The sequence below is a fragment of the Sporosarcina sp. P17b genome (assembly GCF_002743115.1).
GTDB classification, from domain to species: Bacteria; Bacillota; Bacilli; order Bacillales_A; family Planococcaceae; genus Sporosarcina; species Sporosarcina ureae_C.
The window spans coordinates 1-24,742 of sequence record NZ_PDYP01000011.1 but is presented as its reverse complement, the minus strand read 5'-3'; the positions used below and the strand labels follow the sequence as shown (position 1 = coordinate 24,742).

General features: G+C 43.1%; 23 protein-coding genes. 8 read left to right on the top strand and 15 right to left on the bottom strand.

What is annotated here, in order from left to right; genetic code table 11:
- Positions 1-434 precede the first annotated feature (434 nt).
- The 5 genes from CSV76_RS12420 to lplA all read right to left on the bottom strand — a co-directional run bounded on the left by CSV76_RS12420 (position 435) and on the right by lplA (position 5,922).
- On the bottom strand, positions 435-2,369 hold the full coding sequence (locus CSV76_RS12420) for an FtsX-like permease family protein (RefSeq protein WP_099625767.1): 1,935 nt from the start codon (positions 2,367-2,369) through the stop codon (positions 435-437).
- Positions 2,341-3,120 carry an ABC transporter ATP-binding protein gene (locus tag CSV76_RS12415; RefSeq protein ID WP_085428372.1) on the bottom strand — a complete coding sequence of 260 codons (780 nt, stop codon included), beginning with the start codon at positions 3,118-3,120 and terminating at the stop codon, positions 2,341-2,343. The genes CSV76_RS12420 and CSV76_RS12415 overlap by 29 nt, the downstream gene beginning before the upstream one ends.
- Position 3,121: 1 nt before the next feature.
- Positions 3,122-4,123 (bottom strand): sensor histidine kinase, encoded by a 1,002-nt coding sequence (locus CSV76_RS12410; protein WP_099625766.1) that lies wholly within the window; start codon positions 4,121-4,123, stop codon positions 3,122-3,124.
- Positions 4,123-4,821 carry a response regulator transcription factor gene (locus tag CSV76_RS12405; RefSeq protein WP_085428370.1) on the bottom strand — a complete coding sequence of 233 codons (699 nt, stop codon included), beginning with the start codon at positions 4,819-4,821 and terminating at the stop codon, positions 4,123-4,125. The genes CSV76_RS12410 and CSV76_RS12405 overlap by 1 nt, the downstream gene beginning before the upstream one ends.
- Before the next feature lie 108 nt (positions 4,822-4,929).
- Positions 4,930-5,922, bottom strand: coding sequence for a lipoate--protein ligase (lplA, locus tag CSV76_RS12400; RefSeq protein WP_099625765.1), 993 nt, complete (start codon positions 5,920-5,922; stop codon positions 4,930-4,932).
- A 208-nt stretch (positions 5,923-6,130) separates the two neighbouring features.
- Between lplA and yhfH the strand changes: the two genes are divergently transcribed.
- Positions 6,131-6,256, top strand: coding sequence for a protein YhfH (gene yhfH, locus CSV76_RS12395; RefSeq protein WP_085429090.1), 126 nt, complete (start codon positions 6,131-6,133; stop codon positions 6,254-6,256).
- Positions 6,257-6,421: 165 nt separating this feature from the next.
- Here the strand turns inward: yhfH and hemY are convergent, their stop codons facing one another.
- From hemY to hemE, 3 genes are read right to left on the bottom strand one after another with little or no spacing between them, the layout of a single operon-like run.
- Positions 6,422-7,837 carry a protoporphyrinogen oxidase gene (gene hemY / locus CSV76_RS12390; protein WP_085428368.1) on the bottom strand — a complete coding sequence of 472 codons (1,416 nt, stop codon included), beginning with the start codon at positions 7,835-7,837 and terminating at the stop codon, positions 6,422-6,424.
- Between the two features lie 29 nt (positions 7,838-7,866).
- On the bottom strand, positions 7,867-8,802 hold the full coding sequence (gene hemH, locus CSV76_RS12385) for a ferrochelatase (protein ID WP_099625764.1): 936 nt from the start codon (positions 8,800-8,802) through the stop codon (positions 7,867-7,869).
- A gap of 24 nt (positions 8,803-8,826) precedes the next feature.
- On the bottom strand, positions 8,827-9,870 hold the full coding sequence (gene hemE, locus CSV76_RS12380; protein ID WP_099625763.1) for a uroporphyrinogen decarboxylase: 1,044 nt from the start codon (positions 9,868-9,870) through the stop codon (positions 8,827-8,829).
- A 289-nt stretch (positions 9,871-10,159) separates the two neighbouring features.
- Between hemE and CSV76_RS12375 the strand changes: the two genes are divergently transcribed.
- A complete protein-coding gene (locus CSV76_RS12375; protein ID WP_099625762.1) occupies positions 10,160-10,669 on the top strand; it encodes an antibiotic biosynthesis monooxygenase family protein in 510 nt (169 codons plus the stop codon).
- Positions 10,670-10,833: 164 nt separating this feature from the next.
- A complete protein-coding gene (locus tag CSV76_RS12370) occupies positions 10,834-11,997 on the top strand; it encodes a M20 metallopeptidase family protein (RefSeq protein ID WP_099625761.1) in 1,164 nt (387 codons plus the stop codon).
- Between the two features lie 656 nt (positions 11,998-12,653).
- Here the strand turns inward: CSV76_RS12370 and CSV76_RS17855 are convergent.
- Positions 12,654-12,779, bottom strand: coding sequence for a hypothetical protein (locus CSV76_RS17855; RefSeq protein ID WP_255406947.1), 126 nt, complete (start codon positions 12,777-12,779; stop codon positions 12,654-12,656).
- A 349-nt stretch (positions 12,780-13,128) separates the two neighbouring features.
- Between CSV76_RS17855 and CSV76_RS12365 the strand changes: the two genes are divergently transcribed.
- The gene (locus CSV76_RS12365) at positions 13,129-13,665 is read left to right on the top strand and encodes a competence protein ComK (RefSeq protein ID WP_099625760.1); all 537 of its coding nucleotides are present in this window, start codon (positions 13,129-13,131) and stop codon (positions 13,663-13,665) included.
- Here CSV76_RS12365 and CSV76_RS12360 read toward each other — a convergent pair.
- From CSV76_RS12360 to CSV76_RS12345, 4 genes are all read right to left on the bottom strand, one after another.
- Complete coding sequence (locus CSV76_RS12360; protein WP_099625759.1) at positions 13,628-14,005, bottom strand: YhjD family protein; 378 nt, start codon at positions 14,003-14,005, stop codon at positions 13,628-13,630. The two genes, CSV76_RS12365 and CSV76_RS12360, sit on opposite strands and share 38 nt — an antisense overlap.
- A 155-nt stretch (positions 14,006-14,160) precedes the next feature.
- Positions 14,161-14,727, bottom strand: coding sequence for a nuclear transport factor 2 family protein (locus tag CSV76_RS12355; RefSeq protein WP_099625758.1), 567 nt, complete (start codon positions 14,725-14,727; stop codon positions 14,161-14,163).
- Between the two features lie 60 nt (positions 14,728-14,787).
- Complete coding sequence (locus tag CSV76_RS12350; protein WP_085428360.1) at positions 14,788-15,468, bottom strand: response regulator; 681 nt, start codon at positions 15,466-15,468, stop codon at positions 14,788-14,790.
- Between the two features lie 28 nt (positions 15,469-15,496).
- Entirely contained in the window at positions 15,497-16,645 is a 1,149-nt protein-coding gene (locus tag CSV76_RS12345; protein ID WP_198166172.1) for a sensor histidine kinase, read from the bottom strand.
- Positions 16,646-16,795: 150 nt separating this feature from the next.
- Here CSV76_RS12345 and CSV76_RS12340 point away from each other — a divergent pair, with 150 nt between their 5' ends.
- Together CSV76_RS12340 and CSV76_RS12335 are read left to right on the top strand one after the other, a co-directional pair.
- Positions 16,796-17,428 (top strand): YigZ family protein, encoded by a 633-nt coding sequence (locus CSV76_RS12340; RefSeq protein WP_085428359.1) that lies wholly within the window; start codon positions 16,796-16,798, stop codon positions 17,426-17,428.
- Positions 17,429-17,605: 177 nt separating this feature from the next.
- Positions 17,606-18,637 carry an LCP family protein gene (locus CSV76_RS12335; protein WP_099625757.1) on the top strand — a complete coding sequence of 344 codons (1,032 nt, stop codon included), beginning with the start codon at positions 17,606-17,608 and terminating at the stop codon, positions 18,635-18,637.
- 588 nt (positions 18,638-19,225) lie between these two features.
- On the opposite strand, the gene CSV76_RS12330 is transcribed toward CSV76_RS12335, so the two are convergent.
- Positions 19,226-20,269, bottom strand: coding sequence for a glycosyltransferase family 4 protein (locus CSV76_RS12330; protein WP_085428357.1), 1,044 nt, complete (start codon positions 20,267-20,269; stop codon positions 19,226-19,228).
- A gap of 287 nt (positions 20,270-20,556) precedes the next feature.
- Between CSV76_RS12330 and secA2 the strand changes: the two genes are divergently transcribed.
- Both secA2 and CSV76_RS12320 read left to right on the top strand, forming a co-directional pair.
- Positions 20,557-22,923, top strand: a complete 2,367-nt coding sequence (gene secA2 / locus CSV76_RS12325) for an accessory Sec system translocase SecA2 (protein WP_085428356.1) — start codon at positions 20,557-20,559, stop codon at positions 22,921-22,923.
- On the top strand, positions 22,920-23,828 hold the full coding sequence (locus CSV76_RS12320) for an accessory Sec system S-layer assembly protein (RefSeq protein ID WP_099625756.1): 909 nt from the start codon (positions 22,920-22,922) through the stop codon (positions 23,826-23,828). Before secA2 ends, CSV76_RS12320 begins: the two co-directional genes overlap by 4 nt.
- Before the next feature lie 97 nt (positions 23,829-23,925).
- Here CSV76_RS12320 and CSV76_RS12315 read toward each other — a convergent pair whose 3' ends face one another.
- The gene (locus tag CSV76_RS12315; protein ID WP_099625755.1) at positions 23,926-24,384 is read right to left on the bottom strand and encodes a C40 family peptidase; all 459 of its coding nucleotides are present in this window, start codon (positions 24,382-24,384) and stop codon (positions 23,926-23,928) included.
- Between the last annotated feature and the right edge of the window lie 358 nt (positions 24,385-24,742).

The window sequence follows — 24,742 nt, the reverse complement described above, 5'->3', positions numbered from 1 at the left end:
GGCTCACCGAGAGCCCATGGGAAAGCGTCCCCCAACTGGAGCTTCCATCCCGAACCACTCACAAATTCACTCACACTTGTACTTGTACTTGTACTTGTACTTGTACTTGAACTTGAACTTAAATAAGTTAAACCCCAACAACACCTAAACACACCATCGGCAATGAGTGATCTGAGTAACCACACTATCAACGTAGGATGGAAGCGGAAGTTGGGGGCGACTCCCGATGGATCAGCCCGATCAGGTGAGACAACTAAGAGAGCGCAGCGAACAGTTGGCTCACCGCGGGCCCATGGGAAAGCGTCCCCCAACTGGAGCTTCCATCCCGAACCACTCACAAATTCACTCACACTTGAACTTGAACTTGAACTTGAACTTGAACTTGAACTTGCACTTGAACTCAACTAAGTCAAAACAAAAAAACACCCACTCCCTTAAGAAGTAGGTGCCTTAATATGTGCAATATAACGCCAGCGGATCAAGTAGAAATAGAAAATCTGCATCAGCGCAAAGCCGCAGAGCACGAGCGCCAGCTCCTTAACAATCGAAATCTCAGCCAGCGCATCCCAAATCACCTGCAACGACAAAAATGCAAACACACTATGAATAAACGACACGCCCCACGGGAAGAAAAACTGCGGGATCAGCTGTCGATTCACAATCCGCTTAAACTCCCGATCCGTCATCCCAATCCGCTGCAACACCGCATACTGCCGCCGATCGTGCGTAAGCGACGTATACAATCGGAAATAGATAAAACTGCCCGACGCGAGGAAAAATACCCCCGCCAGCAACAAGCCGATAAACAACAGCAACGAGAACGTCATACGGATATGCGAGTAATTCAGTCCCGGATTCTCGAACTCATACCGCACCGGATCGCGATCTTCAAGCACTAGCCCTGCAAGTACTTGCGCATTGATCGACAGTCCGATTTCTCTGGTTTCCTGCCAGTCCCAGACGTTAAACGCGTAATAATTAAACGCCAACGAACCACGCCCTGCTTGTTCTTCAATGCGATCAAAATCCAAATGATTCACGACGATCGTATTGAGTCCGAGTGCGTTCGGTGGAAATAGTTTATACGGATAGACCCCTTCGATTTCGAGGGATACTTTACTGTCGGCCAGTTCAGTATTGACTGACTCCGTCGACAATTGATTCGCTGCGGCGGCAGTTGCCGGTAGGAATAGCGCATGTCCTATCCGTAATGAAAGAGGTTTCTCACCAAAGGTCGCGGCCAGTTCATTCAGATCGGACAACTTGACGATATTGACTTTGTTCTTTGTGTAGGAAGACTGTTGCTCAAGTACGCGGAAACGCACAGCCCAGTAATCCAAACCTTGTTGCTCGAGTTCATTCGTCAATTGAGCGATATGTGGGTACTCGAATTCATTATGCGGCAAACTTTTATACACTAGACCGAGTGGATTCACTTCGCGGTATTGCGAGGCGAATGACGTCAGGGACGCGAGAATACCGACAGACATGAATGCGACCGTCGACACAATGGTGACGATAAAGAACATCCGCGCATTTTCTTTTAACCGTACGATGCTTTCCGAGATCGAGATCATCCAGTAATCACGCCAGAAGAATTTCTTTTGCCGTCGCAGTGCATGCAATACGAGCGGTAAGGTGTCCGTGAAAAAGAAATAGGTTCCGATCGTAATGAGTGGCGGCAGCAAGAAAAACAGGCTGATAATACTCGAGCGCGATACGAGTGCCGCCATCGCGTAAGCCATCAGCAATAGTACGACTCCAAAGACTCCACGGCTTTTCGAGTACGAATAAACAGACTGAACCGCCATGTCTCCATTTAATAAGTCCGATACTTGTCCTTGCTGAATGAATACGGGTGCGATATATGAAATGATAGCGAATAAACTAAGAAATGCACCCATCGTCAGCACGAATGGTTTCCATGACAGATAAAGCGGTAATATCGGAATCTGTACGATCGCTTTGACGATCATAAAGAAGAACTTGGAGAACATGAAGCCGAGGAATATCCCACTTATGATAGAGGCAAATCCAAGTAGCATCGTCTCGATGAAAATCAGTCGGTGCAGCTGGCGCTTTGCCATTCCGAGAAGTAGTAATACCCCGAACTCTTTAGATCGTGCCTGCAAAAATGCACGCATCGAATAAAATAGGAAAAACAACGTAAAAATGAATAGAATGAGTTCCGCTATTCCCATACCGAGTACGGAAATCTCTTTTAAAAACGTGTTTTCAATCGATGGATGGAATAATAACATCGAATAAAGGAAAAAGACCATGACGGAAAATACACTCGCCATGAAAAATGCCGCATACACTCGGCGATTACGTAAAACATTACGGTAAGCGAACTGTCGAAAAGTCATTCACATTACCTCCAAGTAATGACAACACATTCAAGATCCGCTGGAAAAAGGTCTGCCGGCGTTCATCTTTGTAAATTTCATTGAAAAACTCACCGTCTTTAATAAACATCACGCGGTCACAGTAACTTGCGGCAATCGGGTCATGCGTCACCATGATGATCGTCGTCTTTTCGTGTTGGTTAATATGTTCGAGTAATTCGAGCACATCTTTCGCAGACTTCGAATCGAGATTTCCTGTTGGCTCATCGGCCAGTACGATGCTCGGCTGATGAATGAGTGCTCTTCCAATTGCAGTACGCTGCGCTTGTCCACCCGATAATTCGTCAGGTCGACGCTCGAGAATGTCTTGCAAATTTAGCTTGTTCGCCATATCGTCCACACGATTTTTCATTACATCAATCGGTAATCCGTCCAGAGTAAGTGGCAATACGAGGTTTTCTTCCACCGTCAGCATTTGTAGTAAATTGATCTCTTGGAAGACAAAGCCGATCTGCCGTCTGCGAAATAGCGCAATGTCATTTTGACTGAGCTTTTCGGGCTCCACACCACCAATCACAATTTTGCCGGTCGTTGGAATATCCGTCGCCATTAATAAATTCAGCAAGGTTGTCTTACCACTCCCGGACGGTCCCATGATGGCGACAAACTCTCCTTCTTGCACATCGAAATCCAGTTGATTCAATGCACGATGGATCACTTTACCTTCATAAATCTTCGTTACATCTTCCATCTTAACGACTGGTTGCGTCATTTCACTGTTCACCCGCCTCTCCGTCTTTAAATAATAAGGCGATCGTCGTGCCTTCCCCTTGTTTTGAGGTAATCGTCAATTGATGACCGAGTTTCTCACATACTTCTGATGCGATATACAGCCCCATCCCTGTTGACTCACCGGACAATCTGCCGTTTTCCCCTGTGAAGAAAGCTTTCGTCACACGGTGTAAGTCGGATGCCGGTATCCCGATTCCTTCATCGACAATCTCCAGACACAGTCCTTCTGGTTGCTGGACTGCATTGACATGAATTTTCTTCCCTTTTTCAAATGTATATTTCACTGCATTCGTAATGAATTGATTGAGCATGAACTTGATCCACTTGCGATCGGTCGCAACCGTTAAATGTTCATCAACATTCAACACAGGGAATAAGCCGTTTGTAATAAAGAGACGTTTGTTATCATTGAGTACTTCTTGCAACACTTGTCGAAGTAAAAGACGTTCAATTTGCATATCCTCTTCAAACGTTTCAAGTCGTGCATTGACCAGGACGTTTTCCAATCCATTTTGGATGCGTTCGACTTCCTGTTCGATACTCTTCTTGTCCATTTCATCTTCTTGCAACAATAATTTAATGACCGAGATCGGTGTTTTCATTTGATGCACCCATTGATTCATGAAGTGCATATGACGATTTTGCCCGTCATACAACGTCTGTACTTCACGCTGATATAGGCGGTACAGTTCACGTGTAAATTCCGTCGTCATTTTATGCTCAGGTGTCAAGACGTGCCGGATCAAAGCGTCTTCCATCTGCTTCGGCTTTTCCACGATCTTCGTATAAAATGTTCGTCGCATGATGAATTTTGCCACTAAATAGCCCGTCGTAAATAAAATACTCATCGCAACCGAATAGATCGCTGTATTCGGATTTCGGAAGCCGTCGAGCCAAAACAACAGTAAAATGAACGACACGAGTGCAGTTTGGAACACTATGAACGGGATATGTTCTCTAATGAACAGCGTGAATGCTTTCATTAAGCTTCCGACTCCGGCATGAAGCGATAGCCAGCGCCACGCACCGTTTCAATCCAGGATTGCACGTTATAATCGGTTAATTTCTTGCGTACTCTCGCCATATTGACGTTGAGCGTATTTTCATCAACGAATGATTGATCATCCCATAGTTCTTCAAGCAATTTCTCGCGCGACACGACTTTTGGCGACTCACTCATCAGCATTTCCAAAATAACGCACTCTTTCTTTTGAAGCGGAATCTCTTCGTCCCCCTTTTGCAACGCCATCCGTTCTATGTACAACGTCAAGTCGCCAGAAACAATAATACGCTCCGACTGACTGGGCGAATACTCCCCGAATGACCGACGCAAATGGCTTTTAATTTTCGCCAGTACAATTTCATAATGGAATGGCTTCGTAATGAAATCATCCCCACCATTTTCCAGCGCAAATACTTGATCCATATCGCCAGAACGTGCCGAGATGAAAATAATCGGACACATTGTATGCTGCCGTAATTGCCGGCACCAATAATACCCGTCATAGATCGGCAAATTGATATCAAGAAGCACTAGATGTGGATTGTACGCCACACATTCTTCGACCACTCGATCAAAGTCCTGAATGATCGCGACTTCATACTGATATTTTTCAAGCGTTCCCGCCAATAATTGTGCAATTTTCAAATCATCTTCCACAATGAATATTCGATGTTTCACCGTAACCCCTCACTTTCTCGTTATGCCTAGTATACCGTATTTCCGAACGCACATAAATGAATCTCTTGTATTCAAAAAACGCATGCCCCGTAAGACATGCGCTGTTCCTTAATAAATAACATTGACGAATTCTTCTAGCTGAATTCCACCTAGAATCTTCTCGACGTCCATTGATTCAAGTGCTTCCGTAATCGCCTGACGCTCATATTTCAAGCCAATCAAACGATTTTCAATTTCCTTTACTTCCCCAACGCCGAAAAAGTCACCGTAAATACTGACGTTTTCGATCAACCCTTTTTCTACGTGCAAGCGAACATCAATGCCACCAACAGGGAAACGTTTTGATTGCTGCAAGTTGAACTTCGGTGAACGACCATAGTTCCACTCCCAGTTACCATAGCGCTCAGCAGATAATTCACGGATCTTCGTCCAGTCTTCATCAGTCAACACGCGGTATTCAATGTTTTCTTCCCCATCGAACATAGAATTCAAGATTTCTTGTCTAAACTGTTCAATTGAAATAGGTTCTTCGAGAAACTCGGAAATATTCGCGACACGACTGCGAATAGATTTAATGCCTTTCGACTCGATCTTGTCCTTTTTCACTTTAAGTGAATTCACGACACCTTCCATATCTGTATCAAACAGCAAGGTGCCGTGGCTGAACATGCGATCTCCTGTTGCGAATTGTGCATTTCCCGAAATTTTACGGCCATCAATCAAAATATCATTGCGCCCAAGCAATTCTGCTTTAACACCCATTTTTGCCAGTGCATCCGTTACAGGCTCCGTAAACTTTTTAAAGTTACGGAATGATTCTCCATTGTCTTTCGTAATAAAACTGAAGTTCAAGTTTCCTTTGTCGTGGTACACAGCCCCACCGCCGGAAAGTCTACGCACTACATGAATGCCTTCACGATCTACGAACTCCGTATTGATTTCTTCTACAGTATTTTGATTTTTCCCGATAATGATAGAAGGTTCATTGATATAGAACAGTAAATACGAATCTTTGTCTACATCCATCGTATTGAGCACATATTCTTCAATGGCTAGGTTAATACGTGGGTCTGTAACGCCTTGATTATCGATAAACTTCATATTTTCTTCTCTCCTCACAAAATTGTCACATTTATTTTTAGTATATTCTTTCAATTCTGAACGTTTAAAACCTCTTGAAAGCACGCCACAAAAGGCTTGAATCCATTTTAACAGAACTATAAATGAAATGTTGACTTTCAGCACCTGTTATAATACACTGTGTATATACCAAAGAGTTATACAACAAACAGAAGGGAATTGATTGAATATGGTAGAAAGCATTGTAGAATTTTTCAAGAACTTGCCGGCGAAGGTTTGTGCGACTTGTGGAACTGAAATTGAAGAACAGCATGAGTGTTACTCTAATCACTGTGATCACTGCAACCTAAAATAAAACAAAACTTCTATTCGGCGGATATTCCTATATTCGCTTTTTTTTATGTCAAAATACATAAATGAACTAAACCGCGCTAATACAACTGCGTTTTCCATCAATACTTCTACATACAACTAAAAAAGCCGTACAACCAATAAAACTGGTTGTACGGCTTCTATTATGTTAGTTAAATAAACTCGCTATCACTTGATCTTTCGCTACGACTCCTTGATCGATACAATCCGGCAAGCCGACTCCTTTATAAGAAGCTCCCGCAAGTTGGACCATTGGGAATTCATTGTGCAATTCTTCCCTCGCACGTAAAACCTTCTCTTTGTGGCCTACGCGGTATTGCGGTCGATCGTCTTTCCAGCGTGTGATGATACAGAATTCTGGTTCGCCTTCAAGTTGCAGAATGTCTCCTAAATCTTTACGGACAATCTTCTCTATCTCAGCATCGGGTAAGTCTACAATCGCTTCTTCCCCAACCCGTCCGACGAATGCTCGCACCATCACTTTATCGTCTGGCGTCGTCGTCGGCCACTTGCGATTGAGAAGTGTACAAGCCGTAATCGAATGATCGCTACTGCGCGGAACTAAGAACCCTGTTCCGTCTATATCTTTCTTCATAGCGTCTTTCGGATAACCTAGAGCTACCGTTGCAACTGAAGTTGTTAAAATCGTTGCCAATTCTTTCAACAAACCATGTGGCTCAAACAATCGACTCGCTACGGTGTGGCTTGTCGCCATAATGACCGCGTCAGCTTCGATTTGTTGCTGATCATTTAATGTAAGGACCGCGTGTTCACCATGTTTTTTTATCTTGGTAACGCGCGTGCCTTTCATAATCGTCACATCGGTCAGTTGTTGTTCAAGCGCTTCAACCAAAGATTCCAGACCATACTTGAACGTATGGAACACGCCTACCTTTTTCGAACTGTGACTGTTCTTTTGTGGCAGTTGCTTCGGTTGGCTTTTCTTCATCCCAAGAATCAGGCTACGGTGTTTTTTCTCCACTTCATAAAACTGTGGGAATGTAGATTCCAAGCTCATATGATCGATATCTCCTGCAAAAACTCCAGACAATAAAGGCTCGATCAAGTTCTCCACTACTTCAGTGCCGAAGCGACGTCGGAAAAACTTCCCGAGTGGTTGATCGCCTGTTATTCCAGAGCGCGGCAAGACCAAATCGCCTGCCGCCCGTAATTTACCACTTAAGCTAAACAAGCCTGATGCGATAAACGGTTTGACTTCTGTCGGAATTCCCATGACAGCACCCGCTGGAATTTTATGCATTTGATTATGGAGGAAAATATACGCTTGCCCTGTCGCATTACGGACGAGTTGATCCGCTATACCTAAATCAGCCGCTAATTGGTCTACACTTTGTTTACGGATCAAGAAGGAGTCGGGACCGCGTTCGATTACGTAGCCATCTCGACGGACTGTTTGGATTTTTCCACCTAGTTCTGTTGAAGCTTCAATCATCGTGATGTCTATAGGAAGTCCTTGTTCACGAGCATCTTTTTGCATATAGTACGCTGCAGCGAGACCTGTGATTCCGCCACCGATAATGACTACTTTTTTTCGTTCACTCATGTCCTTTTTTCACTCCGATCCAATTGAATTCATTTCGTTGCGTGTAATTGATCCATTACAGCATCCGCCATTGCATCAATGAATAAAGGATCGGTGTTCGGCATAGCAGGTCTATGGTACGCTGCGCCGATATCGTCACATACGACTTTACACTCGTAGTCGTTATCAAATAAAACTTCCAAGTGGTCGCATACAAAACCTACTGGTGTGTAAACGAATGACGTATATCCTTTTGTTTCATGCAATTCACGTGTTAAATCCTGAACGTCAGGACCTAGCCAAGGATCAGGCGTTTGCCCTTCACTTTGCCAACCGATTGCGTATGTTTTAATGCCCGCTGCGTCAGTAATCATTTCTGCTGTCTCTTTTAATTGATCAGCATATGGGTCACCGTTAGCCAAAATCTTTTCTGGTAACGAGTGTGCTGAAACGATCAAGCATGTATTCTCACGTTCTGCTTCGTTCATTGCATCGTATGTTTGACGCAATTGATTCGTCCAGTATTCAATGAATTTCGGCTGCTTGTACCAGCTTTCAACTGATGTCAGGTGGATACCGTGCTTGTCCGCTTCCTCTTTCGCGCGACCGTTGTATGATTTAACGGAGAACGTAGAGAAATGTGGCGCCAAGACAATCGATACAGCTTCTGTAATGCCGTCTTTATGCATTTCTTGCACAGCATCCTCAACGAATGGCGCAATATGCTTTAAGCCAATATATACTTTAAATTCAATTTCATCTTGTACTTCATTCATGCGAGCGCCTAATGCGTTTGCTTGATCGTCCGTAATCTTCGCAAGCGGTGAAATGCCTCCGATTGCTTCATAGCGATTACGTAGGTCTTCTACTTGTTCCGGAGCTGGCGGACGGCCTCTACGGATGTGCGTGTAATACGGTAATAGATCGTCATAGGAGTTGGGTGTTCCGTACGCCATAACGAGTAAGCCCATTTTCTTTTTCGTCATCATTTTCACCTCATGGTTGGATTGTTATTTCGAACGTAATTCTTTACTATATTCATGTACGAAAGCTGTTAAGCGTTTCAATGTCGCAGGTTTTACGTCAGGGAATACGCCATGGCCCAAGTTGAAGATATGGCTTCCGTGCTCTACACCTTGTTCAACAATAACCTTCGCACGTTCTTCGATGACAGACCAGTCTGCTAGTAACATGGATGGATCCAAGTTTCCTTGCAATGGTTTTGTCATACCGCGTTCGCCCGCTTCTTTAATAGACAAGCGCCAATCCAGTCCGACTACATCGACTGGTAGGTCGTGCCATTCATTTGCCAAGTGGCTTGCGCCGACTCCGAATGTAATCAACGGAACGTTTAATTTACGTAGTTCCGTGAAAATACGAGTCATTGTAGGTTTAATGAAGATACGGTAATCGGATACATTCAATGCACCAACCCATGAATCGAATATTTGCACGGCTTTCACACCTGCGTTAACTTGTGCTGTAATATAACTAATCGTCATATCAGCTAGTTTATCCATCAATGCAAACCAAGCTTGTGGCTCAGAAACCATGAACGACTTTGTCAGGTTATAACTCTTTGAAGGGCCGCCTTCGATCATATAACTAGCTAGTGTAAACGGTGCGCCCGCGAAACCAATCAGTGGGACATTCAATTGCTCTTGTGTCAGCATTTTTATCGTATCCAAAACGTAAGGAACTTGCTCTTCTGCTGAAAACTCCCCTAAGTTTGCGATGTCTTGTGCAGAACGGATTGGATTTGAAATAACAGGGCCTACGCCTGATTTGATTTTTACGTCTACTCCGATTCCTACAAGTGGAGTTACAATATCTTTATATAAAATAGCTGCATCTACATCATATTGATCTACTGGAAGCTTTGTTACATACGCACATAATTCAGGCTGATGCGTAATTTCTTCCAAGGAGTATTTTTCTTTGATTTTAAGATATTCCGGCTGTGAACGTCCTGCTTGACGCATGAACCAAACGGGCGTGTGATCTATTTGCTCGCCTCTCGCAGCGCGTAATAACGTATCATTAAAAGTTGACATATTCAGAGATACCTCTTTCCATTTTTATAATTTCGTTCGCGAAACTCATATACGTTCTCATGATAAACCGTTGACAAGTCAATGTATAGTGAATTGCGCCTTTGTCATAATTTTGTGCTTAGACTAGGGCGACTTCTGTCATTTTTCCGACAATCATTCCTAACTTGCTTGCTTTTTATGTGTTTGATACAAGAGATTTTAGGGAATTACTAAGTGTAGAATCATACACTGGATAAGAGTGTTCTCATTACACTCTGACGATTGTTACTAGCCAAAGGAGGAAATTAACATGAATATTTATATGACGACCGGAACAATGGACTTTATGGAAAAGGTGAAAGATCAGTACGTAGATGAAACAATTCACTTAATGAATGGTGTCGGCACTACACTGTTGCTGCATGAAACAAATGGCAAGAGCGTATTTCAAACACCGAGGAAGTTTGAAGTGGTAGGATCTTTCGGACAACTGACAGAACCAGGATTCTTCGCAATGGATAATGTTGCGGTAACAGATGAAGGTAAACCGATTTTCGAACATCAGTACAAGCATATGGGAGAAAAACTTCAAAACATGCCGGGTTTCATCGCATTCCGTTTATTGCGTCCTATCGGCAATGATACGTATACATTGCTAACAGAATGGACGGATCGACGTCTGTATGAAATTTGGAACAACTCCCCTGGTAATCAGCTATCCGATAAAACGGACTTCAAAGATGCTGGCGGTGCTGCGCAACACATTTTCACAAGTGCTCCATACACAACGCATTATAAAACACCTACTGAAGAGGTTTGACGTTTTTACGTCAAATCTTTTTTTATGGCCAGCCCTCTAGATCTATCATTTCGTTCACTTCTACTACAATATGTTTCGGTACCCGAAGTTTGCGATGCGTCTATTCGCTTGTTATACTAAACGAGATGATTGATTTATTTGTATATTTGAGAGGGGACTTATTAATGAGAGAACAATTATTTCAGAAATTAGAACAATCTTACGACGATATGGTAGAGATTCGTCGATATTTGCATATGAATCCAGAGGTTTCATATAAAGAAACGAAGACTGCTGCCTATATCGCTGACTTTTATAAACAACTTGGCGTAGAAGTACGTACGGGTGTTGGCGGCAACGGTGTCGTGGCACGTGTCAAAGGTGCGAAGCCTGGGAAAACAGTTGCTTTGCGAGCAGACTTTGATGCACTACCTATTCAAGACCAAAAAGATACACCTTACGCTTCCACTGTACCAGGCGTTATGCACGCTTGTGGGCATGATGGCCATACTGCCACTCTCCTTCAACTTGCAAAAGCGATGAATGAAATGCGCGATGAGCTTTCAGGAGAATATGTATTTATCCATCAACACGCAGAAGAACTAGCTCCAGGTGGCGCTATTGCGATGATCGAAGACGGTTGTCTAGAAGGCGTCGATGTGATTTTCGGTACGCATCTCTGGTCACTACTCGAATCAGGCGTGATCCATTACTGTGCAGGTCCAGTGATGGCTGCGGCGGATCGATTTAACATTACCGTTCAAGGGGCTGGCGGACATGGCGCTGCTCCGCATCAAACAAAAGACGCGATCGTAATCGGTTCACAGTTAGTAACGAATCTTCAACAAATCGTCTCAAGACGCGTTGATCCAATCGAATCAGCTGTTTTATCCGTCGGTTCATTCGTTTCAGAAAATGCCTTTAACGTCATTGCGGATCAGGCAGTTCTAGGTGGAACGGTTCGTACATTCACAAACGACGTACGCGACCAGATGGAAAAAGAAATCAAGCGCGTAACTGAAGGTACAGCACTTGCAAACGATTGTGAAATCACCGTGGAATACTTCCGCGGCTATCCAGCAGTAGTTAATCACGAAAAAGAAACGGACTACCTAAAAGCAGTAGCTGAGTCTATTCCTGGTTTAAAAGGCGTAGAAGAGATGCAACCTCAAATGGGCGGCGAAGATTTCGCTTACTATCTCGAAAAGATTCCAGGTACGTTCTTCTTCACGGGCGCACAGCCAGCAGATGCTTATCCACATCATCATCCACGTTTTGATTTCGATGAAAAGGCTATGATGGCAGCGGCTAAGACATTGGGCGCAGCGGCTATTGATTATCAGAACTAAATAAATGCAAGTGACTGAAGACATGCCCTAAGAATGTGGGGATGTCTTCAGTTTTTTTGTGTTGGGGTTTGATGATGTGGCGGTGGTGGATAGTAAGTAGGATACGATGTTAGGTAGTAGTTTTTGCAAACCCTACTCTTCCTTTTTTTATGCTAAAGTAGTGGTTTTACTGGCAGTGTAAGTGGGGCGATCATTGGCCCCACTTCGGCGGTGGTGGATGGCTTCCGCAATGAGCCAGACAGGAAAGTGCGCCTGGCTGTCTCATTACAACGCCTACCACGTGCAGCCGCCTTCGTTAGATAGTGTGTAGGACAGTTCAAATACTTGTTTTGCAAGAATAGGAACTAGTACTACCCAGTTACTGGTTTTATCTCCTATAAACCACAAACAAAATTGTCAACTACTCAGTAGCGCAGGTACAACTGCGGGGTCGGCCGTGGCCATGAGACAGCTAGCAGCTCCACCGCTAGTTGGCTTATGGCTGGAGGCAATCCCCCACGTGCCTGCGCGAGTCTAAAGCATTACCCTCACCACTTTCAATGAACAAGCCAATATCGAGCAACGACCTAATCTATCTCCTAATGACTTTGCTAAGACAGAAGAATCGTACCACCCAGTCACTGGTTTTCATTTTCTATAAAACACAATCTAACTTGTCAACCACTCAGTAGCGCAGGCACAACTGCGGGGTAGGCCGTGGCCGTGAGACAACTGGCAGCTCCACCGCCAGCTGGCTCATGGCTGGAGGCAATCCCCCACGTGCCTGTGCGAGTCCAAAGCACGAGCCCTCACTACTTTCCATGCACAAGCCAATATCGAGCAACGACCCAATCTATTCTCATCACCAATAACAGTAATTAGCAACATGATAGATAGAACAACAAACTAGTTGATCGTAAGTGGAAGGCGGCGACTCCCGGAGGATCAGCGGCTCAAGCCGCGCCCTCGGAAAAGCGTCCGCCTGCAACGTTGATCAACGTTGCCTTCACCTTTACCAGCTACCTGCCAATAATTCGATAAAAAACAACATATTGATAGAATACTCGCCATCTTCCAACATTACAGTTGATTTTAGTTTTTTCTATACTATAATTAATACGTATATGGTCCTATAAAACAGGAGGGAAGAATATGGCTAATCCACATCATCTGTCGTCTTACATCGTAACATTCCATACTTTTGCATTACTTCATGGACAACATGCCAACCCATACTATACAAAAGTAGTGGAAAGCGACCGGACGTTCATTGTTGAGAAAACACCATTAGAAATCATGAGAGATTCTTGTGCGCATTACCGTTCCAACTTCGAGTCCATCATCAACAGCTCCAAGGTGGATTTAAGAAATCGTCCAAAGCCTCCGATCATGCTGACGCATTCAAATGATCAGCCGCTATTATTTTTCCCTTTACTGTCCCCTACCTTACATAAAAACACGTGGGTAGCTTATCACGCAGTAAAAGATGCTGTTCAGAACAAAGATGGCGTCTCCGTCGTTCTGAAAAACGATACGCAAATGCAACTTGATACATCACTGGCTACCGTTTATCGGCAGATGGCCTTGTCACATATTTTATCGCAACGATTTGAAAATGCTCAGGAGCAGTTACGCAGTTCATATTATATGATCATGGACCCGAAGAGCTCTGATTCACCAATTTCCTGAGATACAAATTTAACAGTTCTTCCGATCGATTACGTAAGCGTACATTCAAATAGCGGCGTATATCTTGATAGCCATCATGTAAAAATACATATTCCGTAAACAGTTCATCTGTTGAACGGCGTACTACTTTCATTTTGTGCTCATGCAAATACATAGCTGTCATTTGTAAATCAGTGGATACGGTATGCATCGTTTCGTCTAGCAAATTAAGATAGGGACTTTTCAGTTTGAACGGCACCTTCTCCAGTAACTGGCGATCCCGTTCCATAATCGTCAATAGCATGGGCAGGTAAATATAGTTCTCTAAATAGGGCATTGCCTCCGCGGGGATCAAAGGCACAGAAATCGCCTCCTTACAGAACGTATGTTCCTACATCGATTATAATTCCTTTAGCGCAGAAAAGCAAGTACTCATAGTATGGCTTTTTTTTGCATAAAAAAACTTCCAGTTGTCAGTACTGGAAGTTTTGTCACAAAATCGATATGTGTACTCGTTTATTGGTTACCTGGTTCATCGCCGATAAAGTGGATAGAGAACACTTTCCACTCACCGTCTTCTTTATTGAACACAGTCACTTGACGGCCTTCAGGTGTATTTTCTACTCCTGTTTCAATATCCGTGAATGTAGTTTTTAACGTAGAAAATAACTGTGCACTGTCTTCTTTATATTTTACAATCGTTTCATTGTCTACTTCGCGTTTCATTGTAGTATTCTCAAGCATTTCTTCTGTAGCTTGACGCTCTTCATCTAAGTCATAGCCTTTGGTAGAAAGTGTAGCAAGATACCCTTCGACATCCTGATTGTTCAGCGTTTCGATATAGTTATCAAAAGCAGCTAGAATTTTTTCTTTCTCTTCTTTCGGCACATCTACAGCTTCTTCAACTTCGTCGCCAGCCATGCTGAACCCTACTTTATTATCATCTATTCCATGATCGATTGCTCCATTACCCGGTGCTGCTTCGCCAGTTTCTGGATCATTCTGTTTTGTTTCATCTTTGTTACCACATGCACCTAATACGAGTACCAACGCCATGGACGCGACTGCTATTTTTTTCTTCATATGCTCCTCCTACGTAGAGAAAAAGGCCTTCAGCGTGCAAAGACCTTTTTTCATTTTTAATTATTTTACTTCTACCCAACCATTTTTGATTGCTGTTACAACAGCTTGTGTCCGGTCATTTACACTCATTTTTTGTAGAATGCTTGAAACGTGGTTTTTCACTGTTTTTTCTGAGATGAATAGCGTTTCACCAATTGTTCGGTTACTTTGGCCATCTGTCAGCAATTGCAGAACTTCACATTCGCGCTTCGTCAATAAATGAAGTGGACGACGAATATCGTTCTGTTGGAAGGATCCTTTATGTTCTCTTTCGCTTAAACGACGGAATTCAGATACCAAGTTATGCGTGATTTTCGGGTGCAAGTACGAACCACCATTCGCTACTACTTTGATTGCTTGTACAATTGCGTCTGCATCCATTTCTTTTAGCATATAGCCTAGTGCACCTGTTTTCAAAGCATGTGTAACGTATGATTCATCATCGTGGATCGATAGCATGATAACGCGCGCATCAGGGAACTCTTTAACTAATTGCTCAGTTGCGTCTACACCATTCATGCGTGGCATATTAATATCCATCAGCACTACGTCTGGCTCATATTCTCTGTACAACTCCACTACTTCTACTCCATCGTCGCCTTCTGCTACTACGGTAAACGATTCTTCAAAATCTAAAATTCGTTTAACTCCTTCACGGAACAATTGGTGATCATCTACTATCAAAATTTTCGTCGCTTCCATATTCTATTCCTCCCAATAATTACCTTACTTACAGTTCTTTGTCCAGCGGAATTTGGAAAAGTATTGAAGTGCCTTCCCCGACTTTCGAGGTGACCTTCATTTTCCCTTTCAACAACTCCACACGCTCCTGCATTCCAATCAAACCAAAAGATTTCTCTTTTACTTCTTTTGTATCAAAACCAAGACCTTGGTCTTTGATCAATATATTGACGGTTTCACGCAACCACTCAATTTTCACCCATATTTCATCAGTTTTCGCATGCTTGATACTATTATTTACTGATTCCTGTATGAGACGAAAAATGCCTACTTCAAAATTGGAAGCAAATCGTTTTTCTGCTCCGTTACTTTGAAAGTTAATGATTAGCGGAGCCTCGTATTCACTAATGGTCGACAAATATTTTCGTAATGTCGGAACAAGTCCCAGGTCATCCAAAGCCATAGGCCGCAAATCGTAAATGATGCGGCGCACTTCAGATAGCGCTCCCCTTACCATTTCTTTAAGGTAAGAAAGTTCTTGCATCGCTTGTTCTGGACCATGCTGGACAAATGTTTTTTCGATTAAACCTGAACGCATTAAGACATTCGCCAGCATTTGAGCTGGTCCATCATGAATGTCACGTGATAATCGTTTCCGTTCTTCTTCTTGCGCTTGAATAATTTGGACCGCAAAATCTTGTTTCTGTCGGGCCGTTTCTAGTGCTGTACTTACATTTTTCAAATCAGATGTCAAATATGTGATTACAGTGGTTACTTGATTAACAAGTTGATCCGCTCTTTCAATTGTAGAAAGCAGCAGCGTTAGTCGTCGTTCGAGTTCATCCCGTTTTTCACGAAGTTGCTTCTCCTCCATTTTATTGATGGAGGCACGTACAAGCAAGTCATTTGCCACACTATATGCTTGTTTCACTTCTTCTTCGCTATACGTTATAAAGTCTTTAGATACAGTAGCCAAACGTTTCCGTGAGTGGCGTGACAAACTCTCAAGAGAATCGCCTTCTGTTATCACATGAGAAATACTTTCTTTCACTTCTGCTAACTCTTTTTGCATTTCTTCAAAACTTCGGCGGCTTTGTTCACTAATTAAGAAAATGTCGCTTTTCGAACGATCCATTACATTAACCATGTTGCCAAAGATTTTCTCCATCTGTTGAATGTCAATTGCCTTATCGTTCAAATATCTCCCTCCCGCACCCGTCTATGTGAAATTACGCAAAGTGAGCATTATTGCAGTTTAGCCTAAATACTTATACACTTCATATACAGTATATCATTTTAATGATGTAAAAGTATTATAAGTATATTACAAATGTAGGGGGAACGACAAATGCGAGCCAATTATAAAACCGTAAAGTTATACGGAGAGAGTGAATTCGTCATCCAAAAATCCCGTTTTCTGTCATTTGTCAAAAGAGTCGAGACGGAACACGAGGCATTGGACTTCATACAGGACATCAAAAAGAACCATCATACAGCCACACATAATTGTTCCGCATATATTATAGGAGAACATGACCAGATCCAAAAAGCGAATGATGACGGTGAGCCTTCAGGTACAGCCGGCTTCCCTATTTTGGAAGTTTTGAAAAAACAACACTTAAAAGACACCGTCATCGTCGTGACCCGTTATTTCGGTGGTATCAAACTCGGTGGCGGCGGATTAATTCGTGCTTACGGCAAAGCAGCTTCTGAAGGCATTGCCGCAACGGGTGTAGTGGAAAGAAAATTGCACGCCTTAGTGAAAATTTCTATTGATTATACTTGGCTTGGCAAAGTAGAAAACGAAGTACGGCAATCCGACTACCCTTTAAAAGAGATCGTCTATGAAGAGGACGTTGAACTCTTTTTATATGTTCCTGAAGAAGAACAAGAGATTTTTCAGGAATGGATGATGGAATTGACGAACGGTCAGGCAGTCCTCGCCACAACTGGACATGAATTCTTGGAGTTCGACATCTGACTATACGTCCATTCGAAAAACAGGTATAATGGTAGAAGATGAATCGTATGAATAATAGGTCTGAATTCATTCTATGACGATGAAACGTTATGCGAAGATTTGCCTCTATTAGTTAAAAGTGACTTCCCATAGATTCGCTATCTACGGTTCTTTCTGCCGTACACCTGGAGGTATAAAATGAAAAGAGAAGAATATAAGAAAAAGAAGAGTTCTAAAACGAAACGCTTCTTGAAAATAGCATTATTCACGTTCTTCATCGCAGCTCTAGCCGTTGCTGGCTATGCTTTCAAGTTGCATAACCAAGCGATGACCGTATTGGACCGTTCTTATGAACCGATTGCGAAACAGGAACCAAAAGAAATATATGTAGAACCCGCAACGGATAAAGTATCGATTCTATTAATTGGTGTAGATGAAAGTGAAGCACGTCAGGAAAGAGAACAACACGGAAGATCAGATGCATTGGTGTTAGCTACTTTGAATCCTAAAACAAAGAGCATCAAACTCGTCAGCATCCCCCGTGATTCGTATGTCTACATTCCACACGTTAACTATAAAGACAAGATCACACATGCACATGCCTATGGCGGAACTAAAGCTTCTATTGATACAGTAGAACAACTATTTGACATTCCCGTTAACTACTATGTAAAAATGAACTTCAATGCGTTCATTGATGTCGTAGATGCACTCGGTGGTGTAGAAGTCGAGGTGCCGTACGAACGAATCGAGAAAGATGAAAATGATAAAAATGCGATTCATCTAATGCCCGGTTTTCAACGTCTCGATGGCCGCCACACGTTAGCTTTAGCACGTACACGTAAACTCGATAGTGATATCGAGCGTGGCAAACGCCAGCAAATGATTCTTCAAGCGATGATCAAAGAAGCCACGTCGATTACATCGATCACAAAATACGGAGACGTCATCAATGCGCTTGGCGATAACATGAAGACCGATATGACATCAAAGCAGATGTTGTCGTTCATTCAGTATATAAAAAGCGGACTTCCCGAAGTCGATACGATCACATTGACCGGCTACGATGACATGTCGACGGGAATTTACTACTACAGGTTGGATGAGCAAAAGTTAGAAGAAGTGAAGCAAATCTTAAAGTCCCACCTCGGACTGATTCCAGACTCCTCTTCCCTAACCGAGCTAGACACAGACCAAACATCCGCATCCGCCCAAACCGATTATCAATAAATCATTCGCAAGCGATGAGACCTTAACGGGTTTCATCGCTTTTTAAGTAAGTAGGGAAAGAAGAGTGGTAATTGGAGAGTGGTTTGGGATTTCCGTTTCAGGCGGACGCGTTCCGCGGGCACGGCTTCAATCTCCTCGTCCACTTCGTTCCCTGCGGGGCTTTCAGCTCGCGCTGTTCCCGCTGGAGTCGCCGCCTTCCACTACAATCCTACCTGGTAACTGTAAATAGTTTGAAAGTACATTAAAGTTACTAACTGACTTAATTTTATTCATTTTATTTATTTAAGTACTAAGTTCAAATTACAGGTAGAAATAACTTTGAAGTCGACTTTGATTTTGACTCTATAAATCTCGAATACGACACTTAGTTGATCATAAGTGCAAGGCGGCGACTGCCGGAGGATCAGCCCGATCAGGTGAGACAACCAAAGAGAGCAACGCGAACTGGTTGGCTCACCGCGGGCCCATGGGAAAGCGTCCGCCTGGAGCGTCGATCAACGGCTCCCTCCCCCATCCAGGTCTTTCCTTATCAGTTTAACCACAAAAAAAGCCCTCACCCGCTTCGCAGCAGACAAGGGCTCTCTTTATTTATTTACCAATCATGCGTACTAAATTCAATAACGGACGATAATTCGCCCCTGCCAGACCAATCAACTCTACAAACAACTCAATCACAATCAGCATAACGAAAATTAGAAGCAACGCGCCCCACACTGTCGCTTGTGAGAACAATACAGCCGCTGCGCCAAATAGAATCGCGATACCATAAATCGTTAGTACAGCTTGTCTATGCGAGAAACCTACACGCAATAAACAATGATGCAAATGCGATTTATCTGCTGCTGTAATAGACTGCTTCATGCGAACTCGTCTAACGATCGCAAAGAATGTGTCTGAGATTGGAACACCTAGCATGATAATTGGAATTACTAGTGATACGACGGCAACGTTCTTAAAGCCGAGTAACGCCAGAACCGAAATCATAAACCCAAGGAAAAGTGATCCGGTATCACCCATGAAGATTTTCGCTGGATGGAAGTTATATAGTAAGAACCCTATCGAACTTGCTGCCAATATGGAAGCTGTCGCTGCAACGAAAACGTCACCCATTAATAGAGCCATTACCGTAATGGCAATTAGCGCAATAGTGGAGACACCTGCTGCCAAACCATCCAATCCATCGATTAAGTTAACGGCATTTGTGATACCGATAATCCAAATAATCGTGATGGGAATACTTAAATAACCAAAGTCAAGCTGTCCAAGAAACGGCAAGTTGATGAACTCAATTTGTAATCCGCCCCATAGTACAACGACTAACGCAGCTACTAGCTGACCTAACATTTTTGCTTTTGCTGTTATTTCCAGCATATCATCCAAAAAGCCAATCATGACGATCAGTACCGCACCGATTAAGATGCTTACAGCGTGCTCGTCTTTCGGCAATAAAATAGCATATCCAATAATAAACGCTCCGAAAATCGCGAGCCCGCCGATTCTAGGCATGATTCTCGCGTGAACTTTACGATAATTGGGACGGTCAACCGCACCGATCCGATACGCGAATTTGATGACTAGCGGTGTTAGTATGATAGCAGCGATAAAAGCTACAGACATTGCAATGAATAACATGTCTTTCCTCCCCAATTAGCATTAAGTACATATCACCTTTTAGTATAACATAATTGTTGCTAGATTTCATTATTTAGTACGCATTACATATCTATTCCCTTACTTGCTTATATACAAACACTACTGAACACTGTCACCATGAGGAATTGTCCATTATATGTCCAATAAAAAGATATAAGTCTATTGTTCTTCTCTTTCTATATATAGATAGTCTTTTGGCGGTCTATTTGGTAAAATAGATAGGAATCTCTCATTCAGATAGAGATTTATAAAGGAGCGTTCAATTCATGTTAAAAATCTTTAAACGTAAAACTGGAACGAGTGAGCGTCAGCTGCGTAAATACCGCAAAATTGTGGAGCAAATTAATTCACTCGAACCTAAATATATTGCTATGTCTGATGAGGATCTAACAGGAATGACAGATCAATTCAAACAACAGTTGGAAGACGGCGCAACCGTCGAGACTATCATGCCAGATGCATTCGCAGTCGTACGTGAAGCATCTAAACGGGTTCTCGGTATGCGTCATTTTGATGTGCAACTAATCGGTGGTGCTGTCTTGACGGAAGGGAATATCGCTGAAATGCCGACGGGCGAAGGTAAAACACTTGTGGCTTCCTTACCTTCATATGTACGCGCACTCGAAGGAAAAGGTGTCCACGTCATTACGGTCAACGATTATTTAGCTAAGCGCGACTATGACCAAATCGGTCAGATCCACCGTTTCCTTGGATTAACTGTTGGCTTGAATGTTCCCATGATGCAAGGGCCAGCCAAACAAGCCGCTTATCAATCAGATATCACATATGGTGTCGGAACGGAATTTGGATTTGACTACCTACGAGACAATATGGTGCAACACCCTTCTCAGAAAGTTCAACGTCCTTATCACTTCGCTATTATTGATGAAGTAGACAGCGTACTCATTGATGAAGCGAAAACACCTTTAATTGTAGCAGGTAAAATGCAAGCGGATGCGGACCTTCACCAAATCGCAGCTCGTCTAGCGAAACGTTTTAAAGTCGAAGAAGATTTCGATTTCGATGATGCAACCAAAGCTACTTCCCTTACAGAACAAGGTATCGAAAAAGTCGAGAAAGCCTTCGGTATCGGCAACTTGTACGACTTGGATCATCAAACACTTTATCACTATGTCATCCAAGCTGTCCGGGCATTCGTCATCTTCAAGCGAGATGTAGACTATATCGTACGCGATGGCAAAATTGAATTAGTCGATATGTTCACCGGCCGAATCATGGAAGGTAGAACATTATCAGACGGTCTTCATCAAGCGATTGAAGCTAAAGAAGGCGTCGAAATTACGGATGAAAATAAAGCACAAGCTCAAATTACGATCCAAAACTATTTCCGTATGTATCCAAAGCTTTGCGGAATGACGGGTACTGCGAAAACGCAAGATAAGGAATTCCGCGAAGTTTATAATATGGAAGTTATTCAAATTCCAACGAATCGTCCACGTGCTCGAATCGACGCACCGGATTTCGTCTTCAAAACTACAGAAGAAAAGTATAAAGCTGTCGCAAAAGAAGTAGCAGCTCGTCACGCGAAGAGACAACCCGTACTAGTTGGTACTACATCTATTCTCCAATCCGAAGCTGTCGCAAAATATTTACGTGACGAAGGGTTGAAGTTCCACCTATTGAATGCGAAGAGTGTTGAGCAGGAAGTTTCATTGATTTCCGAATCTGGACAAGCAGGTAATATTACGGTCGCTACTAATATGGCAGGACGTGGTACGGATATCGTACTCGGTGAAGGCGTAGAAGAAAATGGCGGACTGTTTGTATTAGGAACAGAAAAGCATGAAAGTCGTCGTGTCGATAATCAGTTGCGGGGTCGTTCAGGTCGTCAAGGTGACCACGGCGAAAGCCAATTCTATCTTTCATTGGAAGACGAAATGTACATGCGCTTCTCTCCGGAAGAGCTCGAGAAGTTCTTGACGAAAGTTCGTGTCGATGAAGATGGAAAAGTACTGAACCCTGAAGTCCACGAACTGACGGAACGAACTCAACGGATTGTTGAAGGCGCACATTTCTCCATGCGAGAATACAATCTAAAGCTAGATGACGTTATCAACGATCAGCGCGAAGTCATCTATTCATTACGCAATCGCATACTTGAAGGTAACGATATTTTCGGCAAACTGAAATCGATGTTGTCAGAAACTGTTGAATTCGCCGTTCTCGACAGCTGTCCAGATAATGAAATCGCCGATAATTGGGATTTCGAACGGATCGAACGTACAATGAATGCATTATTACTAACACCTGTCGAGCTTCCATCTTCATTAGATAGAACAGCAGATATCATGAAAGAATACGATGAAGGAATGGCAGAGTTGTTTGCATTTATCGACACTTTCACTGATAATGAACAAGTGAGTCAACTATTACCACAAGTCATGTTGAGCTATCTCGACACGATGTGGGTCAAGCATTTAGAAGTCATGACACGCCTAAAAGAAGGAATTGGATTGCGTTCGTACGGACAGGAAGATCCTATGCGTATTTACCAGCGTGAAGGCTTGCAGTTATTTGCCAAGCACTATCAACGCCTGCGCCGGGATATTGCGTCCGAAATTATCGCATTCATGAAGCAACTTAATACACAACAACAGGAGGTTTCCCAATGAAACTCTTCAATCGGTTTAAAAAGACAGAGAAAACTGGATTAGATAGTACAGTAGCATCCGAAGAAATTCTTGAGAACGGCCAGGCTGGATCAGGTAATGAGGATATCGAAACAGAATTATCCCTTCATTCACAATGGACTTTAACGCAGGAGCAGGAATATGTTTTCCGCTTCCTAGCAAATGAACTAGAACCATTAAAACCAAACCAGATTTCCTTATCAGGTATTGATATCGATTTAGAACCTGCAAACGACAGCTGGTTAGTCAAAGCATTCTTCCGCTCTTCACTTGATCAAGCGATCACTGTAGGAGAAATCGAGTTATTATTACTCGATGAAGAAGGCAACACAGCAGCTTCTGCAGAATTTGATTTGAATGAATTAGGCGAAATCCCAGCGCGCAGTGCACGTCCATGGGTATTCGTTTTCGAAAAGAAAGATCAATTGACGGAAGAAATTCCGGCAACAAACTGGAAGCTAGCATTCAACGTTCACTCCATGATGCCACACCAATTGGAACTTGCACCATCATGGGAAGAGCAATTGCCAACTGAACAGAAAGAAGCTTTGGCTGAAGTAGTCAACGGTCTTCCGAAGTTGAAGCCACGCGAAGTGAATATCGCTGGTTTCCAAATCCAATCACAAGACGACGATACGATCGCTGCATCTGTATTCGTACGTAACGGTCACTCCAAGCAAATCAATATCGAAAAGCTGCCACTTGAGTTGATCGATGCAACAGGAGATTTGGTTGCTCGTGGAACATTCGACCTTAATCCTCCACTATCCGTGAAGGCGAACAGCACGACTCCTTGGACATTCATCTATCCAAAGGAATTGATAAAGAAAGACGAACCGGATTTCTCTCGATGGACAATCCGCGTTCCGCAAGACACAACTAATTAACACTCGCCGTATAGAAGTGGGTCTTCCCCTCTCCTATACGGCTTTTTTTGCGCAAAAAAATCGATTTCCCAATGAAGGAAAATCGATGTCTCTTCTATTAAATACCCGCAACCCGCTTTGCACCCATATAGCGTTTACCCCAATAAGAATCATTTACTCGATCTACGCGCACACCTTTAGATGTAGAAGCATGTGCGAACTTGCCGTTACCTACGTAGATGCCTACGTGAGAAACTCCACGGCCCGTCGTGTTAAAGAATACTAAATCGCCATTACGTAGGCTCGCTTTCTTTACTGTGCGTCCTGATGCATACATATCTCGAGAAGTACGCGCTACTTTCAAGCCATTTTGTTTGAATACGTAGCCAACATAACCCGAGCAGTCGAATCCAGCTCTTGTTGTTCCGCCGTAGCGATATTTGATGCCTGTTAAACTAGTTGCTGTTTTAGTGATGCTTGTCGTTTTCCCAGCCGCTTCTGCCTGTCCTGTAAATGGTGAGACAAACAGTAGTGTGGAAAGTGCTAGGACTGATAGTACTTTTTGCAATAGATTCATATGTTCCTCCGATGACAGTATGTATTTTTGCTAGCTTGGTTGTTTCTGTTATATTTACTTTAGCATTTAATAATCTATTGTTTTGTTACAGTCATGTAACAGGATTGTTTCAAATTCAGATAATTTGTTACGTTTGAAATATTTATGACTGATTCTGACAGCTTGTAGGCGTTGTTGGGTCATGGCTCGACATTGGCTTGTCCATTGAAAGTAGTGAGGGTCATGCTTTGGACCCGCGCAGGCACGTGGGGGATTGCCTACAGCCATGAGCCAGCTGGCGGTGGAGCTGCCAGTTGTCTCATGGCCACGGCCTACCCCGCAGTTGTGCCTGCGCTACTAAGTACTTACCAAGTTTGTT

Excerpts from the sequence above, each read along its gene's own strand:
- secA2 (WP_085428356.1), top strand. The coding sequence starts at position 20,557 with ATGTTAAAAATCTTTAAACGTAAAACTGGAACGAGTGAGCGTCAGCTG.
- CSV76_RS12375 (WP_099625762.1), top strand. The coding sequence starts at position 10,160 with ATGAATATTTATATGACGACCGGAACAATGGACTTTATGGAAAAGGTG.
- CSV76_RS12335 (WP_099625757.1), top strand. The coding sequence starts at position 17,606 with ATGAAAAGAGAAGAATATAAGAAAAAGAAGAGTTCTAAAACGAAACGC.
- CSV76_RS12370 (WP_099625761.1), top strand. The coding sequence starts at position 10,834 with ATGAGAGAACAATTATTTCAGAAATTAGAACAATCTTACGACGATATG.
- CSV76_RS12330 (WP_085428357.1), bottom strand. The coding sequence starts at position 20,269 with ATGTTATTCATTGCAATGTCTGTAGCTTTTATCGCTGCTATCATACTA.
- CSV76_RS12320 (WP_099625756.1), top strand. The coding sequence starts at position 22,920 with ATGAAACTCTTCAATCGGTTTAAAAAGACAGAGAAAACTGGATTAGAT.
- CSV76_RS12355 (WP_099625758.1), bottom strand. The coding sequence starts at position 14,727 with ATGAAGAAAAAAATAGCAGTCGCGTCCATGGCGTTGGTACTCGTATTA.
- CSV76_RS12340 (WP_085428359.1), top strand. The coding sequence starts at position 16,796 with ATGCGAGCCAATTATAAAACCGTAAAGTTATACGGAGAGAGTGAATTC.
- CSV76_RS12315 (WP_099625755.1), bottom strand. The coding sequence starts at position 24,384 with ATGAATCTATTGCAAAAAGTACTATCAGTCCTAGCACTTTCCACACTA.
- hemE (WP_099625763.1), bottom strand. The coding sequence starts at position 9,870 with ATGTCAACTTTTAATGATACGTTATTACGCGCTGCGAGAGGCGAGCAA.
- CSV76_RS12365 (WP_099625760.1), top strand. The coding sequence starts at position 13,129 with ATGGCTAATCCACATCATCTGTCGTCTTACATCGTAACATTCCATACT.
- hemH (WP_099625764.1), bottom strand. The coding sequence starts at position 8,802 with ATGACGAAAAAGAAAATGGGCTTACTCGTTATGGCGTACGGAACACCC.
- CSV76_RS12415 (WP_085428372.1), bottom strand. The coding sequence starts at position 3,120 with ATGACGCAACCAGTCGTTAAGATGGAAGATGTAACGAAGATTTATGAA.
- lplA (WP_099625765.1), bottom strand. The coding sequence starts at position 5,922 with ATGAAGTTTATCGATAATCAAGGCGTTACAGACCCACGTATTAACCTA.
- hemY (WP_085428368.1), bottom strand. The coding sequence starts at position 7,837 with ATGAGTGAACGAAAAAAAGTAGTCATTATCGGTGGCGGAATCACAGGT.
- CSV76_RS12420 (WP_099625767.1), bottom strand. The coding sequence starts at position 2,369 with ATGACTTTTCGACAGTTCGCTTACCGTAATGTTTTACGTAATCGCCGA.
- CSV76_RS12350 (WP_085428360.1), bottom strand. The coding sequence starts at position 15,468 with ATGGAAGCGACGAAAATTTTGATAGTAGATGATCACCAATTGTTCCGT.
- yhfH (WP_085429090.1), top strand. The coding sequence starts at position 6,131 with ATGGTAGAAAGCATTGTAGAATTTTTCAAGAACTTGCCGGCGAAGGTT.
- CSV76_RS12410 (WP_099625766.1), bottom strand. The coding sequence starts at position 4,123 with ATGAAAGCATTCACGCTGTTCATTAGAGAACATATCCCGTTCATAGTG.